The following is a 15,004-nucleotide window of genomic DNA, read 5'->3' as shown; positions in this document are numbered from 1 at the left end:
AACTCTGCGGAGGGTGCCGAATAGTAAAGCGCGGCCAGCAAGCCATAGACTTCGGCCCGCGCGGTTTCTTCGTCCAGGGTAGAGGCGGTAAGTTGGGCTTGCGTCATGGTGGCGTCTGGTTCTTTGGGCTCACCGGATGTCGGTGATCTTGAGCTCGTTGTCGGCGGAATAAATGTCGATGACGCGGCAGTCACTGCACATCTTGAGGCGGTCGGCGGCCGCACCCTGGAACATCGCGTGCCCCGCGAGCTTGCCGAGCATGGACTCGATGGCCTTGAGCGTGCCGAAGGGTTTGCTGCAGCGTATGCACTGGTAGGGCTGGCTCTCGTTGAGCACGCGCGCCTCTTTGCGTAGCGGTGTGAGCAACAGGCGCGGCTGCAGCGTGATGGCATCCTCAGGGCATGTGGTGGCGCACAGGCCGCACTGCACGCAGTTTTTTTCGATGAACTTGAGCTGGGGGCGGTCCGGGTTGTCTTGCAGTGCGCTGGCGGGGCAGGCGCTCACGCAGCTCAGGCACAGCGTGCAGGTGTCGGCGTTGACGGTCAGGCTGCCGAAGGGCGAGCCTTTGGCGGGCAGCGCGATCGCCTCGGGCAAGGCGGCGGGCGCCTGGCCCATGAGGTGGTCCAGCGCCATGTCGAGCGTGCTGCGCTTTTCCTGCGCCACAGCAAAACGCGCCGCAGGGGCGGGCACTGTGGGACGGCCTCGCGCCAGCGCCTGAAGGCTGGCATCGAGCCCGGCCACGGCGTCAGCGCCTTCGCCGGCGTGCATCAGATGAAAGTGAACGCCCGCATAGCCCAGGCCATTGAGCAGAGTTTGCGCGACCCGCATTTGATCCGCCAGGCCTTCGAGGTAAGCAGGCGCCTCTTCGCGCGTCACCAGCACGGCGACCTGGGACGCACCAAAGGCAATGGCGCTGAGCCACAAATCCAGGCCCACGCTGGCCGTGTGCCACAACGCCTGCGGGATCACATTGGCCGGAACGCCCCGCACGGTTTTTTGCAGCCGCGCAGTGCGGCCCAGAGCCTCGACCGCCTGCTGGCCGCTGTCCTGGCTGTGAAACAGCAGCACCGGTTGCGTGCCGCCGGCTTTGGCATATGCCGACAGCAGGGTCTTGATGCGCACGCCCTGCTCACTGGCACGCGGGTAGGCGTAAGTGAGCGCCCCCGTCGGGCACACGGTGGTGCAGGCGCCGCAGCCCACGCAGAGATTGGGGTTGACGACGATCTGCTGCCTGCTTTTCTCGCTGCTAACGGCACCTGCCGAGCAAATGTCGATGCAGGCATTGCAGCCCACGGTTTCATTGCGGCTGTGGGCGCAGAGCTTTTGCTTGTAGGCGAAGAATTTGGGCTTTTCAAACTCGCCGACCATGTCGCGCAGCTTGACCACCGTGGCCAGCAGGCCGGGTGAGGCCAGGCCGGCGGATACATTCAGGGCAAAGTAGCCTTGGGGTGGCGCGTGCAGCGCGACCAGGGGTTTAGCAGCAAGGTCGAGCACCAGGTCAAACGCTTCCGCGAGTGTTTGCGATGCGCGGTTGAAGTCAATGGCACCGGCCACCTTGCATACGGCTACGCAATCACGGTGGGATGTGCATTTGGCTGCATCGACCTGGTAGCTCAGGTCGATGGCGCCTTCGGGGCACACGGCGACGCAGGCATTGCATCGTGTGCAAAGGTCCAGGTCGATAGCGTTGGTCTTGTCCCAGCTGGCCTCAAACGCACCCAGCCAGCCTTTGAGCGCGAGCCGCTCACCGCTGATCACAGGATATTTGCGTTCTTGCGAGGGAAACCCGGCCTGCGCCTGGGACGAAACGCCCTGGGCGAAGATGGTCACGTCCAGCGTGTCGGCCACAAGCGCCGCCACCTGCTCTGCCTGGTCGAGTGCGCCCACGATGAGCAGGCGCCCGGCGCTTTTGTAGGTGACGGTGGACACCGGTTCGGCGTCCGGCAGGTGGGCCGCGGCCAGCAGGGCCGCGATTTTCGGCGTGGCGCCGGCGGCGTCTTTGCTCCAGCCGCCGGTCTCGCGGATATTGACGAACTTCACCACCGAGGTGACGCCCTGGGTCTGCTCGCCCACTTCGGCAAACAGCCGCTTCTCCTGGGTGCAGGCTACGACAACATCGTCGCCGGACTGCGCGGCCTTCTGGAAGGCGCCCACCTCGCGGCGGCACAGCGCCGAATGCAGCGTCAGGGTCTCGTTAAGTGCCGTGCCCAGCGCCTGTGGCTGGAGCGGCATGGTCTGGTTGCAGTCGCAAATCAGTGTGGGCATGGTCTTCTTGGCTGGCACCGGCCGGGTCGGGCTGGGATTGGCTGGTTGATAAAGCGCCTGGCGTTTGCGAGGGGGCTATGTCCGGATTTTCATAGGACTGTGCCACGGTTTCGCCCGTGGGGTTATTGGCGCTTTCCCGTGGCAGGTTGACGGGGTCGTCTTGCGGGCCGGCAGCCTTCGCTTGGTCTTCGCCTGCCGCGTCCTCTGCGCTGCTTTTGTTTTTCTCTTTCTCCTTGTCCTCATCGTCATCAAAGAGATTGAGAAACTTCGCACTCGTCATCTGCCGCAGCATGCCCTCGGGGATGGGGTCGGACTTGGAGTAGTCATCGATGTAGATGTCCAGGCCGTCCATCACATTGAAATGCGGGTCGGCAAAGAGCTGCTTCATCGCCGCGTTGCGCACGTCGGGCGTCACATCGCCGGCCATAAAAGGCTTGAAGTCGGAATCTTTGGTGAGCAGCCTGGCGTCGGCCAGCGTGAGCGCTTTCTTTTCCGGCGGATTTTCCGGTGATTTTTGCGCCGGTTCCTGGGGTGTCTGGACTTGCAGGGCGGGCGCGTTGGCATCCGTTGCCGGTGGTGCAGCCACAACCGGTTCTTCCAGTGGTTTGCCCATCACAGCGTCGGCCTTGCGGCGGGACCATCGCCCCAAAAAGCCCTTCGGTTCGTCAGCCATGCTGGCCTCCGCCGGCTTTCTTTTCCGTGCTGACCCGCGCCGGATTACCGAAGCGGTCCGTCAGCGGCTTAAAGCTCTGCGGGCGCTGCCGGCGCTTGGCCTCCAGCACGTAATGCTGGTCCACAAACTGCTGCAGCCACTGCACGACCTGCGGCGGCGCGGGCACCTGCTCCACCGTTTCCTGCGCATCCAGCCACCGCCCGGCATCGTGGTAACTCAAGGTGACGATCTGCGGAATCGCGATGGGTTCATCGGCCAGCAGGGCCTCTTCTTCCATGCGCCAGACCACCCAGAAGCAGGGCTGCCCGGTGCTGGCATTGAGGTAGTAGCCTTCGGCGTCGTCGGTGAAAAGCTCGACCTTGAAGCCGGGGTGCAGCCAGCGCTCTTCGCGCTCGTCTTTCAGCAAGAGGCGCGGCGCGGCGCCAAAGGCGTCTTCGTGGGGGACGATGTCGGCCAGTTCCCAGCGCCAGGGCTGCCAGCGGTTGTCGATGCGCTCGCGGCGCATGACAACGGCGACCGCGGTGCACGGGCGGTGCAGCATGGCATCTGTTTCAGGGGACTGCAGCAGGAAATCCGACATGCCCGCAGTGTACGGCGGGCAAATAAGGCGCTTGTAATAACCTCAATAACCTTCTAAATCAGTAGGGAGCGGTGCTCCAGCGCGGCACGGCGCACCACGTCGCTGATCCCTTCGCCGCCATGGCTCTCGATCAGCTCCAGCAGCGCCTTGCGCATCCGCGGGTCCCAGAATTTCTTGAGGTGCATGGCCAGTTCCTGCAGGGCTTCCGTGCGGTCAGGCATGGTTTCAAAGAATGCGCCGATCTGGTTGACCATGCGGATCAGGTTGTCGTTGTTCACAGGATGTACTCCAGGTTGACACGCTCCTTGTGGCTGTACACGGAAAGATCCTCCCCGCGCACAAAACCCAGAAGCGCCACGCCGGCGGTTTGCGCCACATCAATCGCCAGACCCGTCACGCCCGACACGGCCGCCAGCAACGTCACGCCGGCCATGGCTGTTTTGTGCACCATCTCGTAGCTGGCGCGGCTGGTGACGACGATAAAACCCGCATCGGCCCCTACGCCGTTCATGCGGCGGCGCTGCAGCGCGCCAATCAGCTTGTCCAGCGCGTTGTGCCTGCCGACGTCTTCGCGCAGCACCACGATATCGCCTTCGGCATTGCACCAGGCGGCCGCGTGGGTGGCACCGGTGGCGCTGAGCAGCAATTGCTGCTCGCGCAGGTTGATCAGGGCGCGGGTGATGGCGCCCGCTTCAAACTCCCCGCCGCCCTGCACGCGCGGCGGCAGGCGCACCGCATGCTCGAGGCTTTCCGTACCGCACAGGCCGCAGCCGGTGCGGCCGGTCATGCTGCGGCGACGGTCTTTCAAACGCGCAAAGCACGATGCCGCAATGGTCAGGTGCAGCGTCTCCCCTTGCTCACTGCTGGTCTGTTCAATGTCGTGAATCTGCGTGTAGTCGTCCACGATGCCTTCGGTGACGGAAAAGCCGAAGGCAAAGTCTTCGAGGTCGGAGGGGCTGGCCAGCATCACGGCGTGCGAGATGCCGTTGTACTCCAGCGCCACAGGCACCTCTTCGGCTACCCAGTCCGACCGGTCAAACGGGCGATGTGCCCGCACCCCCGTCACAGGGGCTTCACGGCAACCTTCAACCACCTGCATGAGCTGCCTCCGCTGCACCGGCAAGCGGACCGCCCGCCGGTTGTGACGCCGCATCCAGCAACTGCAGTTGCTGCTTGTTGAAGCGCGAGTAGGATTTTTGCCATTCCGACGGCTGCGCCACCGGCATAACCTGCACCGCAGTGACCTTGTATTCCGGGCAGTTGGTGGCCCAGTCGGAGCTGTCGGTGGTGATGACGTTGGCGCCCGATTCGGGGAAGTGGAAGGTGGTGTAGACCACGCCCGGCTGCATGCGTTCGGTGATCACTGCACGCAATACCGTTTGCCCGGCACGGCTTTCAATGCCCACCCAGTCGTCAGGCTTGATGCCCCGGTCTTCCGCGTCGTGCGGATGAATCTCCAGCCGGTCTTCGCTGTGCCACTGGTTGTTGTCGGTGCGGCGCGTCTGGGCGCCGACGTTGTACTGCGACAGGATGCGGCCGGTGGTGAGCAGCAGCGGGAATTTGCGCGTGACCTTTTCATCCGTGGCGACGTACTGCGTGATGATGAAGCGGCCTTTGCCGCGCACAAACTTGTCCTTATGCATGAACTCGGTGCCGAGCTCTGCCGTGTCTTCGTTGCAAGGCCACTGCACGCTGCCGTGCTTTTCGATCTTGGCAAAGGTCACGCCGCGAAAAGTCGGCGTCAGCGCCGCGATCTCGGCCATGATGTCGCGCGGATGCACGTACTTCATCGGATAGCCCAGCGCATTGGACAGCTTGACGGTGACTTCCCAGTCGGCCAGCCCCGCCTTGGGCGGCATGACCTTGCGCACGCGCGAGATGCGCCGCTCGGCATTGGTGAAGGTGCCGTCTTTTTCCAGGAAGGAAGAACCAGGCAAAAACACATGCGCGTACTTGGCGGTTTCGTTCAGGAAGATGTCCTGCACCACGATGCATTCCATCGAGGTGAGGGCCTTGGCCACGTGCTGGGTGTCGGGGTCGGACTGCACGATGTCTTCGCCCTGGCAATACAGGCCCAGGAAGCTGCCGGCCACGGCCGCGTCAAACATGTTCGGGATGCGCAGGCCGGGCTCTTCGTTCAGCGTCACGCCCCAGGCTGTTTCGAATTCGGCGCGCACCGTGCTGTCGGACACATGGCGGTAGCCCGGCAGTTCATGCGGGAAAGAACCCATGTCGCAGGCGCCCTGCACATTGTTCTGGCCGCGCAGCGGGTTCACACCCACACCTTCGCGGCCCACATTGCCGGTGGCCATGGCCAGGTTGGCAATGCCCATGACCATGGTCGATCCCTGTGCGTGCTCCGTCACGCCCAGGCCGTAGTAAATGGCAGCATTGCCGCCTGTGGCGTAGAGGCGGGCGGCTGCGCGAACGTCTGCCGCGGGCACGCCGGTGACGGCTTCCATGGCTTCAGGAGAATTGTCGGGGCGGGCCACAAACTCGCGCCATTCGCGGAATGACTTTTCGTCGCAGCGCTCGGCAATATAGTCGCCGGCCAGCAGGCCTTCCGTCACCACCACATGGGCCAGCGACGAGATCATGGCCACGTTGGTGCCGGGTCGCAACTGCAGGTGAAACTCAGCCTCCACGTGCGGGGAACGCACGATGTCGATCTGGCGCGGATCCACCACGATCAGCCGTGCGCCTTCTCGCAGGCGCTTTTTCATGCGCGAGGCAAACACCGGGTGGCCGTCGGTCGGGTTGGCGCCGATGATCAGGATCACGTCGGCCTTTTCAACCGACTTGAAGGTCTGTGTGCCGGCGGAGGTGCCATAGGTCTGGCTCAGTCCGTAACCGGTGGGCGAGTGGCAGACGCGGGCGCAGGTGTCGACATTGTTGTTGCCGAAAGCGGCGCGCACCAGCTTTTGCACCAGGTAGGTTTCTTCGTTGGTGCAGCGCGACGAGGTGATGCCGCCAATCGAATCCTTGCCGTGCTCGGCCTGGATGCGGCGGAACTCGCTCGCGGCGTAGTTGATGGCCTCGTCCCAGCTCACTTCCTGCCACGGGTCGCTGATGTTTTTGCGGATCATGGGCTTGGTGATGCGGTCCTTGTGGGTGGCGTAGCCCCAGGCAAAACGGCCCTTGACGCAGGCGTGGCCTTCGTTGGCTTTGCCGTCTTTCCACGGCACCATGCGCACCACTTCATTGCCCTTCATCTCGGCCTTGAAGGCACAACCCACGCCGCAGTAAGCGCAGGTGGTGATCTTGTTGTGCTCGGGCTGGCCCAGCATGATGACGGTTTTTTCTTGCAGCGTGGCGGTGGGGCAGGCCTCGACGCAGGCGCCGCAGCTCACGCATTCGGATTCCATGAAGGGCTGGTCTTGTCCCGKCGACACGCGCGACTCAAAGCCGCGGCCGCTGATGGTCAGTGCAAACGTACCCTGGGTTTCTTCGCAGGCGCGCACGCAACGGTTGCACACAATGCATTTGGAGGCGTCGTAGCTGAAGTAGGGGTTGGAATTGTCGATTGCCGGCTTGCTCTCGTTGCGGAAATGGTTGGCGCCCTCCATGCCGTAACGTACTTCGCGCAGCCCGGTCACGCCGGCCATGTCCTGCAGCTCACAGTTGCCGTTGGCCGAACAGGTCAGGCAGTCCAAGGGGTGATCAGAGATGTAGAGCTCCATCACGCCCTTGCGCAGCTCTTGCAGGCGCGGCGACTGGGTACGCACCTTCATGCCGGCTTCTGCCGGTGTGGTGCAAGAGGCCGGAAAGCCCTTGCGTCCATCAATTTCAACCATGCACAAGCGGCAGGAGCCAAAAGGCTCCAGACTGTCGGTGGCGCACAGCTTGGGCACCTGGATGCCTGCATCGACCGCGGCGCGCATGAGCGAAGTGCCTGCGGGAACCGTGACGCTTTCGCCGTCGATCTCCAGCGTGACTTCCTGGGTGGACTCGCGTTTGGGGGTGCCGTAATCGGTTTCTTTGAGGTGTTCGAGCATGGGGGTCTCCTGTGCGTCTTGTTGGGGTGCTGCCGTTGCTGTCGGTTCAGGCGGCTTTGCGATCCGGCACGGTCATGCCGAAGTCCTGCGGGTAATGGTCGAGTGCCGAAAGCACCGGGAAAGGCGTCATGCCGCCCATGGCGCACAGCGAGCCGTGAACCATGGTGTCGCACAGATCGCGCAGCAGCTTGATTTGCTGCGGACGCTGCTCCCCTGGGCCGTTGGCGATGCGGTCTATCACTTCCACGCCGCGGGTGGAGCCGATGCGGCAGGGTGTGCATTTGCCGCAGGACTCAATCGCGCAAAACTCCATCGCGTAGCGCGCCAGGCTGGCCATGTCGGCCGTGTCGTCGTGCACCACGATGCCGCCATGGCCCACCACTGCGCCCACGGCCGCATAGGCTTCGTAGTCAAGCGGCGTGTCCCATTGCGATTCAGGCACATAGGCGCCCAGCGGGCCGCCGACCTGCACCGCCTTGATGGGCCGGCCTGAGGCCGAACCGCCACCGTAGTCGTACATCAGCTCGCGCAAGGTCACGCCGAAGGCTTTTTCGACCAGCCCGCCGAATCTGATGTTGCCGGCCAGCTGGATGGGCAGGGTGCCCCTGGAGCGGCCCACACCATAGTCTTTGTAAAACGTGGCGCCGCGCGACAGGATGATGGGCACCGAAGCAAAGGTAATGACGTTGTTGATCACGCTCGGCTTGCCGAACAGGCCCTGGATGGCAGGAATCGGCGGCTTGGCACGCACGATGCCGCGTTTGCCTTCCAGGCTTTCCAGCATGGCGGTTTCTTCGCCGCAGACATACGCGCCCGCAGCCTTGCGCACATGCAGGTGAAAGCTGTGGCCCGAGCCGAGGATGTTGTCGCCCAGAAAGCCGCCCGCCTCGGCGATGGTGATGGCCTCGCGCATGGTCRCCACCGCGTGGGGATATTCAGAGCGGATGTAGACATAACCCTGCGTGGCGCCGGTGGCCACCGCGGCAATCGTCATGCCTTCGATCAACATGAAGGGGTCACCCTCCATGGTCATGCGGTCGGAGTAGGTGCCCGAGTCACCCTCGTCGGCGTTGCAAACCACGTACTTTTGCGTGGCTTTGAGGCCCGCGACGGTTTTCCATTTGATGCCGGCCGGGAATGCCGCGCCGCCGCGTCCGCGCAGGCCGGCGTCCAGCACCTGCTGCACGATCTCTGTGGCGGGAAGCCCCAGGGCATGGCGCAAGCCGGCATAGCCTTCGTGCGCCTGGTAGTCGGCCAGCGACTGCGGGTCCGTCACGCCCATGCGTGCGAAAGTCAGGCGCTCCTGCCTTTTCAGGTACGGAATCTCTTCGGTCAGGCCCAGCTGCAACACATGCATGCCGCCCAACTGAAAGCCAGCGTCAAAAAGGCCGGCCACGTCCTCAACCTCCACGGGCCCGTAGGCGATGCGGCCTGCACCGGTCTGCACCTCGACCATGGGCTCCAGCCAGAACAGGCCGCGGGAGCCATTGCGCACCAGCTCAATGCCGACACCGCGTTTTGCAGCCTCGGCAGAGATAGCTGCAGCCACCTCATCAGCACCCGCAGCCAGTGCGGCGGAGTCGCGGGGCACGTAAATCTTGATGCTCATGCGGCGCTCCCTGCTTGCGCCACCAGGCGATCGAACTTTTCAATCCCGACGCGAGCATGGACCTTGTCGTCCAGCGTCATCGCGGGGGACTGCGCGCACAAGCCGAGGCAATACACCGGCTCAACCGTGAAGGCGCCATCTTGGGTGGGCCCATGGCCGTCGCTGCCCAGGTGGGAGCAGGCATGCGACCAGAGGGCGTCTGAGCCCATGGCTTTACAGCTCTCGGCGCGGCAGATCTGCACCACATGGCGGCCGGGCGGTTCGGAGCGGAAGTAGTGGTAGTACGTCACCACGCCATGAACCTCAGCCCTGGACAGGTTCAGGGCATCGGCGATGGGTGGAACAGCGTCAGGCGGGATGTAGCCGAGCGCATCCTGAATGCCGTGCAGTATCGGCATCAAGGCGCCGGGCATGTGCTTGGTCGACGCAATGACGCGTTCGACGGCCTGGCTTGCAACTTCATTCATCGTGTGGGACCCCTATCTCTGTCTATGCACAAAGTATGTGCAAGGGACAGGGGCTACGTCCAATTGAATCGGGACACTGCCCTATTCACGGATTGAATGTATGCAAACGCTTGCCTAGGTTGGCTTGTTTCCCATGCTCTCTGGGTGTGCGCTGTAGTCAGCCGCGTGGCGCAGCCAGGCGGGCTCGGCTGCCAGAGCCATGGCCGCCTCCAGCGTGCGGGAGGGCCGGTCGCTGGCCTGCATCATGAAGCCGACAGGCGTCTCCACATCCGGCGTCAGGGGCAGGGCTTCGAGTTCGCGGTAACCCTGAACGGCGCACACCAGCGCGCCTGCCAGCACGCTGCAAACCTCGCCAACGACGACGGTCAGGGCCAGCGTCAGCATGGAATTGGTTTCCATCACGGGCTTGACGGTGACTCCCGCAGCGGCAAACGCGGCATCCACCCGGGTGCGGCTGTGCATGTCGGGTGTCAGCAGGCACAGCGGCAACTTCGCGGCATCGGCCCAGGTCATGGGCGAGCCGAAGCGTAATACATCCGGGCTGGGTTTGGCAGCACGGCGCACCAGGAAATAGCGCTCGATGTACTGCGGCAAGGTGGTCAGCCGCGTATTGCGCGCGCTCAGACGCTCGGTGTAGCCCAGCGCCATGTCCAGCGACAGGTTTTCCAGCCGGGTTTCGATGTCGTGTGAATTGAGGGACAGCACCACCGGTGTGATGCCCGGATGCCGGACGTGCAGCATGGCGGCAAAACGCGCGGCGATGGAGACCGCCGTGGGAACGACGCCAATCGTCAAATGCCCGCGTGGGCTGTCCACTGAGCTGTCGAGCTGTTGCTTGAGGATTTCGCGCTCATGCAGCATGCGCCGGGCGCTGGCGAGGACGCGTTCACCCTCCTCTGTGAACCCAACAAACGCACGCCCGCGGACCACGATGGCAGCGCCGAACTCGTCTTCCAGCGCGCGCAGGGCGTTGGACAAGGCGGGCTGCGTGATGTTGCAGGCCTGCGCCGCGCGGCCGAAGTGCTTGTGCTCGTCAAGCGCGGCCAGGTAACGCAGGGAGGCCAGCAGGTTCATGGCAAGAACGCCTTAAGTGTTCTTGGAGATCGTGATGGTCGGAAACTTGGCGGAGAAATCCTTAGCCTTCGCGGCCACGGTAATGGCCATCTTGCGCGCCACGGCCTTGTAGATGCCGGCGACCTCGCCGTCGGGATCGGCCACCACGGTGGGACGGCCGTTGTCGGCCTGCAGGCGGATCTGGATGTCCAGCGGCAAGGCGCCCAGGTAGTCCATCTTGTAGTCGGCCGCCATTTTCTTGCCGCCGCCTTCGCCAAAGATATGCTCGGCATGGCCGCAGTTGCTGCAGATGTGCACCGCCATGTTTTCGACGATGCCCAGGATGGGCACGCCGACTTTCTCAAACATCTTGATGCCCTTCTTGGCGTCCAGCAGCGCGATGTCTTGCGGCGTGGTGACGATGACGGCGCCCGTCATGGGCACCCGCTGCGAGAGCGTGAGCTGGATGTCACCGGTGCCGGGCGGCATGTCGACGATCAAATAGTCCAGGTCTTTCCAGTTGGTCTGGCGCAGCAGCTGCTCCAGCGCCTGGGTGGCCATGGGGCCGCGCCAGATCATGGCTTCGTCCTGCGCGACCAGGAAGCCGATGGACATGACCTGGATGCCGTAGTTCTCCATCGGCTCCATGTTCTTGCCGTCCACGCTTTCGGGCCGGCCTTCGATGCCCATCATCATGGGCTGGCTGGGGCCGTAGATGTCGGCGTCGAGCAGGCCGACGGTGGCGCCTTCAGCCGCCAGGGCCAGGGCCAGGTTGACGGCGGTGGTGCTTTTTCCGACGCCGCCCTTGCCCGAGGCCACGGCGATGATGTTCTTGACGTTGGGCAGCAGCTGCACGCCGCGCTGCACGCTGTGGCTGGCGATCTTGACCGTGACGTTGACGGAGACATTGCCGACGCCCGGCACCCCCTTGACGGCGGCGATCAGGCTTTTGCGCAGGCCGGCGATCTGGCTTTTGGCGGGGTAGCCCAGCTCGACATCAAACGAAACGTCGCTGCCGCTGAGCTGCAGGTTTTTCAGGGCCTTGGTGCTGACGAAATCTTTGCCCGTATTCGGGTCCAGCACGGTTTGCACGGCGTTCAAGACGGCCTGTTGGTCCAGGGACATGGGGAAATACTCCGTTGAAACTCGTTGAATCTGGGGGCGGCGGTTGGCATGAAGTCTAACGCCGCGCCGCCAGCCCTGGGGTCATGGGGACTTGCCGGGGCAGCCCCAAGGCTGGGCGACTTAAAATCGCGGGTTACCTCTCCCCTAGCCAAAAAGCACCCTTATGTCCCAGCGCCGCCTGTTTGTCACCACCGCCCTGCCGTATGCCAATGGCAATTTCCATATCGGCCACATCATGGAATACATCCAGGCCGACATCTGGGTGCGGTTCCAGCGCATGCAGGGCCACGCGGTGAACTTTGTGGGCGCGGACGACGCCCACGGTGCACCCATCATGATCGCGGCTGAAAAAGCCGGCAAGACCCCCCAGCAGTTTGTGGCCGACATCGCGGCGGGCCGCAAGCCCTACCTGGACGGTTTTCACATCAGCTTTGACAACTGGCATTCGACCGACGGCCCGGAAAACCACCAGCTGGCGCAGCAGATCTACCTGGACCTCAAAAAGGCCGGGCTGATTGAGACCAAAACGATTGAGCAGTTCTTTGACCCTGAAAAAAACATGTTCCTGCCGGACCGCTACATCAAGGGCACCTGTCCCAAGTGCGGGACCAAAGACCAGTACGGCGACAACTGCGAAAACTGCGGCGCGGTGTATGCGCCCACGGATTTGATCAACCCGTATTCAGCTTTGTCGGGCGCGACGCCCGTCCTCAAAAGCTCCGATCACTTTTTCTTCAAGCTGTCCGACCAGCGCTGTGTGGACTTTCTGGAGAAATGGACGCAAGACGGCAAGCTGCAGCCCGAAGTCGCCAACAAGGTCAAGGAGTGGTTCAGCGTTCGTACCAACCCCGACGGCACCCAAAGCGAAGGCCTGGGCGACTGGGACATCAGCCGTGACGCGCCCTACTTCGGCATTGAAATCCCGGACGCGCCGKGCAAGTATTTTTATGTCTGGCTGGACGCGCCGGTCGGCTACCTCGCGTCGCTGAAAAATCTGCTCGAAAAACGCGGCGAAAACTACGACGCCTACATGGCGACGCCGGGGYTGGAGCAGTACCACTTCATCGGCAAGGACATCGTCACCTTCCACACGCTGTTCTGGCCGGCGATGCTGCACTTCAGCGGCCGCAAGACGCCTGACAACGTGTTTGTGCACGGGTTCCTCACGGTGAACAACGGCGAGAAGATGAGCAAGAGCCGCGGCACCGGGCTGGACCCGCTCAAGTACCTGAGCCTGGGCATGAACCCCGAATGGCTGCGCTACTACCTGGCCGCCAAGCTCAATGCGAAGAACGAAGACATCGACTTCAATGCTGACGACTTCATGGCGCGGGCCAACAGCGATTTGATTGGCAAATACGTCAACATTGCCAGCCGCGCGGCGGGATTCATTGCCAAACGATTCGACGGGAGAATGGGCCTCATTAAAGGCGATTCCAAGCACTTGCTGGAAACGCTTATTAGCGAAGCTTCGAGCATTGGTGATTTGTATGACACCAGAGAATTTGCAAAAGCCTCTAAAGAAATCATGTTCTTGGCTGATCAAATTAACGCGTATGTGGATGCAAACAAGCCGTGGGACTTGGCGAAACACCCTGATCAACGCGAAAAGTTGCACGAGGTCTGCTCTACCTGCGTCGAAGCATTTCGCCTGCTCACCATTTACCTGAAACCAGTGTTGCCCGCTCTCGCAACAGATGTAGAGGCGTTTCTGCGAATAGAGCCGCTTCAATGGACGGATCAGTTCAAACCACTCCCGCATGGCCACCTGATCGGCGACTACAAGCACCTGWTGCAGCGCGTCGACATCAAACAACTTGAAGCACTGTTTGAGCCTCCAGCCCATGCGGAGTCTGGACAAGCCGCTCCTGATTCAATAGCAGAAGCCACCGTACCCGGCGGCGAGGCCATCGCGCCCGTCATCACCATCGACGACTTCGCCAAAGTCGATCTGCGCATTGCAAAGATCGTCAATTGCGAACCGGTGGAAGGCTCAACCAAACTGCTGCGCCTGACGCTGGATGCCGGCGARGGCCGCATGCGCAATGTGTTCAGCGGTATTGCCTCGGTCTACAAGCCTGAAGACCTGGTCGGCAAACTCACGGTGCTGGTGGCCAACCTGGCGCCGCGCAAGATGAAGTTCGGCATCAGCGAAGGCATGGTGCTGGCCGCCAGCCACGCGGATGAAAAAGCCCAACCCGGTATCTATGTGCTGGAACCCTTGCCGGGCGCTACACCGGGCATGCGCATTCACTGAGTTTGCTGCGCAACGCCGCCTGCGTCAGGCCGGTGCCGAATTCCTGGCATCCGCCGCCCCGGCCGCAAAGCGCAGGCCGGTCCCCGAACGGCTGGAAAGCTCGCCAAGCACAAGGCCCAGCGAGTGCAGCAATTGCGTTGCATCGCCTTCCCTGAAGGGCGCTTCGGCCACCGCGACCTTGAACTGCAGCACAGTGTTGGGCGGCAGGCTGGGGCTGTCGGCCAGTCCGCGGGCAATCAGCCGCTGGCCGATGTCGGTAAGCGCCCCGCGCGTCAGGTGCCCCTGCAGGATCAGCACAAAGTCTCCATCGCGATGACGGGCAACCGTATCACCCTCTTGCGCAACACTTGTGACACAGGCGCCGGCCTGGACTACCGCGCTTTGTGCCGTCTCCATGCCGTAGTCCTGCCGGATATCCAGGGCGTTGCCCAGCCGGATGCGCACCACCGCGCCCGCACCGGGGTCGCGCTGCTGGCGGATCAGCAGCGCGTCCAGCCGCTGCAGCAGCACGCGGTGGTTGCCCAGGCCGGTCAGCGGGTCGACGCGTGTCAGCGCACCGACGCGCGCCTGGTTGTCGCGCTTTTCCCGGCTGCGCAGGTACAGGGCCATCAGCAGGAAAAGGATTTCCAGGGCGGCACCGATTTGCGCGCCGAACTGCGTGGCCGTGCCCAGGGGCATCAGGCCCTGCGTGCGCAGGATGGGGAAGATGGAGCCCACCGTGAGGCACACCATCGCGGCCATGATCCAGATACCCACCGCCGGCCGGCGCCAGGTGTACCAGGCGGAAACAAAAAGGTAGACGGCGATGCTTCCGATGTAGTAAGGCGTGGCCAGGTTGAAAGACGACTTGTTCCCCAGAGCCAGGAAGGCCAGCACGATCGCAAAGCCCAGAACGGTCATGGCCAGCAACCCGCGGGAAAGCCAGGGCACATCGCGGTCAACCACCATCTGGCGCAGCACAAGATGCAGCAATGCGGCAG

Annotated in this window: 12 protein-coding genes and 1 pseudogene; 1 reads left to right on the top strand and 12 read right to left on the bottom strand. The window is 63.1% G+C overall.

What is annotated here, in order from left to right:
- From AC1D1X_RS03955 to apbC, 11 genes and pseudogenes are all read right to left on the bottom strand, one after another.
- Nucleotides 1-107: pseudogene (locus AC1D1X_RS03955) on the bottom strand (molecular chaperone); the annotation flags it as partial.
- A 22-nt stretch (nucleotides 108-129) separates the two neighbouring features.
- Nucleotides 130-2,265 carry a 4Fe-4S binding protein gene (locus tag AC1D1X_RS03950; RefSeq protein ID WP_477669775.1) on the bottom strand — a complete coding sequence of 712 codons (2,136 nt, stop codon included), beginning with the start codon at nucleotides 2,263-2,265 and terminating at the stop codon, nucleotides 130-132.
- On the bottom strand, nucleotides 2,195-2,938 hold the full coding sequence (locus AC1D1X_RS03945) for a DUF3306 domain-containing protein (RefSeq protein ID WP_477669776.1): 744 nt from the start codon (nucleotides 2,936-2,938) through the stop codon (nucleotides 2,195-2,197). Before AC1D1X_RS03945 ends, AC1D1X_RS03950 begins: the two co-directional genes overlap by 71 nt.
- Nucleotides 2,931-3,479 carry a DUF3305 domain-containing protein gene (locus tag AC1D1X_RS03940; RefSeq protein WP_477697866.1) on the bottom strand — a complete coding sequence of 183 codons (549 nt, stop codon included), beginning with the start codon at nucleotides 3,477-3,479 and terminating at the stop codon, nucleotides 2,931-2,933. Before AC1D1X_RS03940 ends, AC1D1X_RS03945 begins: the two co-directional genes overlap by 8 nt.
- Nucleotides 3,480-3,571: 92 nt before the next feature.
- Nucleotides 3,572-3,796, bottom strand: coding sequence for a formate dehydrogenase subunit delta (locus tag AC1D1X_RS03935; protein WP_477669778.1), 225 nt, complete (start codon nucleotides 3,794-3,796; stop codon nucleotides 3,572-3,574).
- Nucleotides 3,793-4,617 carry a formate dehydrogenase accessory sulfurtransferase FdhD gene (gene fdhD, locus AC1D1X_RS03930; RefSeq protein ID WP_477669779.1) on the bottom strand — a complete coding sequence of 275 codons (825 nt, stop codon included), beginning with the start codon at nucleotides 4,615-4,617 and terminating at the stop codon, nucleotides 3,793-3,795. Before fdhD ends, AC1D1X_RS03935 begins: the two co-directional genes overlap by 4 nt.
- A complete protein-coding gene (fdhF, locus tag AC1D1X_RS03925; protein ID WP_477697865.1) occupies nucleotides 4,604-7,513 on the bottom strand; it encodes a formate dehydrogenase subunit alpha in 2,910 nt (969 codons plus the stop codon). Before fdhF ends, fdhD begins: the two co-directional genes overlap by 14 nt.
- A gap of 46 nt (nucleotides 7,514-7,559) precedes the next feature.
- Nucleotides 7,560-9,122, bottom strand: coding sequence for a formate dehydrogenase beta subunit (locus tag AC1D1X_RS03920; protein WP_477697864.1), 1,563 nt, complete (start codon nucleotides 9,120-9,122; stop codon nucleotides 7,560-7,562).
- Nucleotides 9,119-9,589, bottom strand: coding sequence for a formate dehydrogenase subunit gamma (locus AC1D1X_RS03915; protein WP_477669782.1), 471 nt, complete (start codon nucleotides 9,587-9,589; stop codon nucleotides 9,119-9,121). The genes AC1D1X_RS03920 and AC1D1X_RS03915 overlap by 4 nt, the downstream gene beginning before the upstream one ends.
- 114 nt (nucleotides 9,590-9,703) lie before the next feature.
- Complete coding sequence (locus tag AC1D1X_RS03910) at nucleotides 9,704-10,663, bottom strand: LysR substrate-binding domain-containing protein (protein WP_477669783.1); 960 nt, start codon at nucleotides 10,661-10,663, stop codon at nucleotides 9,704-9,706.
- Nucleotides 10,664-10,675: 12 nt separating this feature from the next.
- Nucleotides 10,676-11,767 carry an iron-sulfur cluster carrier protein ApbC gene (gene apbC / locus AC1D1X_RS03905; RefSeq protein WP_477669784.1) on the bottom strand — a complete coding sequence of 364 codons (1,092 nt, stop codon included), beginning with the start codon at nucleotides 11,765-11,767 and terminating at the stop codon, nucleotides 10,676-10,678.
- Between the two features lie 163 nt (nucleotides 11,768-11,930).
- Here apbC and metG point away from each other — a divergent pair, with 163 nt between their 5' ends.
- Entirely contained in the window at nucleotides 11,931-14,024 is a 2,094-nt protein-coding gene (metG, locus tag AC1D1X_RS03900) for a methionine--tRNA ligase (RefSeq protein WP_477697863.1), read from the top strand.
- 24 nt (nucleotides 14,025-14,048) lie between these two features.
- On the opposite strand, the gene AC1D1X_RS03895 is transcribed toward metG, so the two are convergent.
- A partial coding sequence (locus AC1D1X_RS03895; RefSeq protein ID WP_477697862.1) for a GGDEF domain-containing protein occupies nucleotides 14,049-15,004 on the bottom strand: 956 nt, incomplete at its 5' end.

This window comes from Polaromonas sp. P1_G4, assembly GCF_056405475.1.
This window is presented reverse-complemented; position numbering and strand designations above follow the sequence as displayed.

What these genes read in the sequence shown, in the direction of transcription:
- AC1D1X_RS03945 (WP_477669776.1), bottom strand. Translation starts at nt 2,938, where the DNA reads ATGGCTGACGAACCGAAGGGCTTTTTGGGGCGATGGTCCCGCCGCAAG.
- AC1D1X_RS03950 (WP_477669775.1), bottom strand. Translation starts at nt 2,265, where the DNA reads ATGCCCACACTGATTTGCGACTGCAACCAGACCATGCCGCTCCAGCCA.
- AC1D1X_RS03910 (WP_477669783.1), bottom strand. Translation starts at nt 10,663, where the DNA reads ATGAACCTGCTGGCCTCCCTGCGTTACCTGGCCGCGCTTGACGAGCAC.
- AC1D1X_RS03940 (WP_477697866.1), bottom strand. Translation starts at nt 3,479, where the DNA reads ATGCTGCACCGCCCGTGCACCGCGGTCGCCGTTGTCATGCGCCGCGAG.
- apbC (WP_477669784.1), bottom strand. Translation starts at nt 11,767, where the DNA reads ATGTCCCTGGACCAACAGGCCGTCTTGAACGCCGTGCAAACCGTGCTG.
- AC1D1X_RS03915 (WP_477669782.1), bottom strand. Translation starts at nt 9,589, where the DNA reads ATGAATGAAGTTGCAAGCCAGGCCGTCGAACGCGTCATTGCGTCGACC.
- fdhD (WP_477669779.1), bottom strand. Translation starts at nt 4,617, where the DNA reads ATGCAGGTGGTTGAAGGTTGCCGTGAAGCCCCTGTGACGGGGGTGCGG.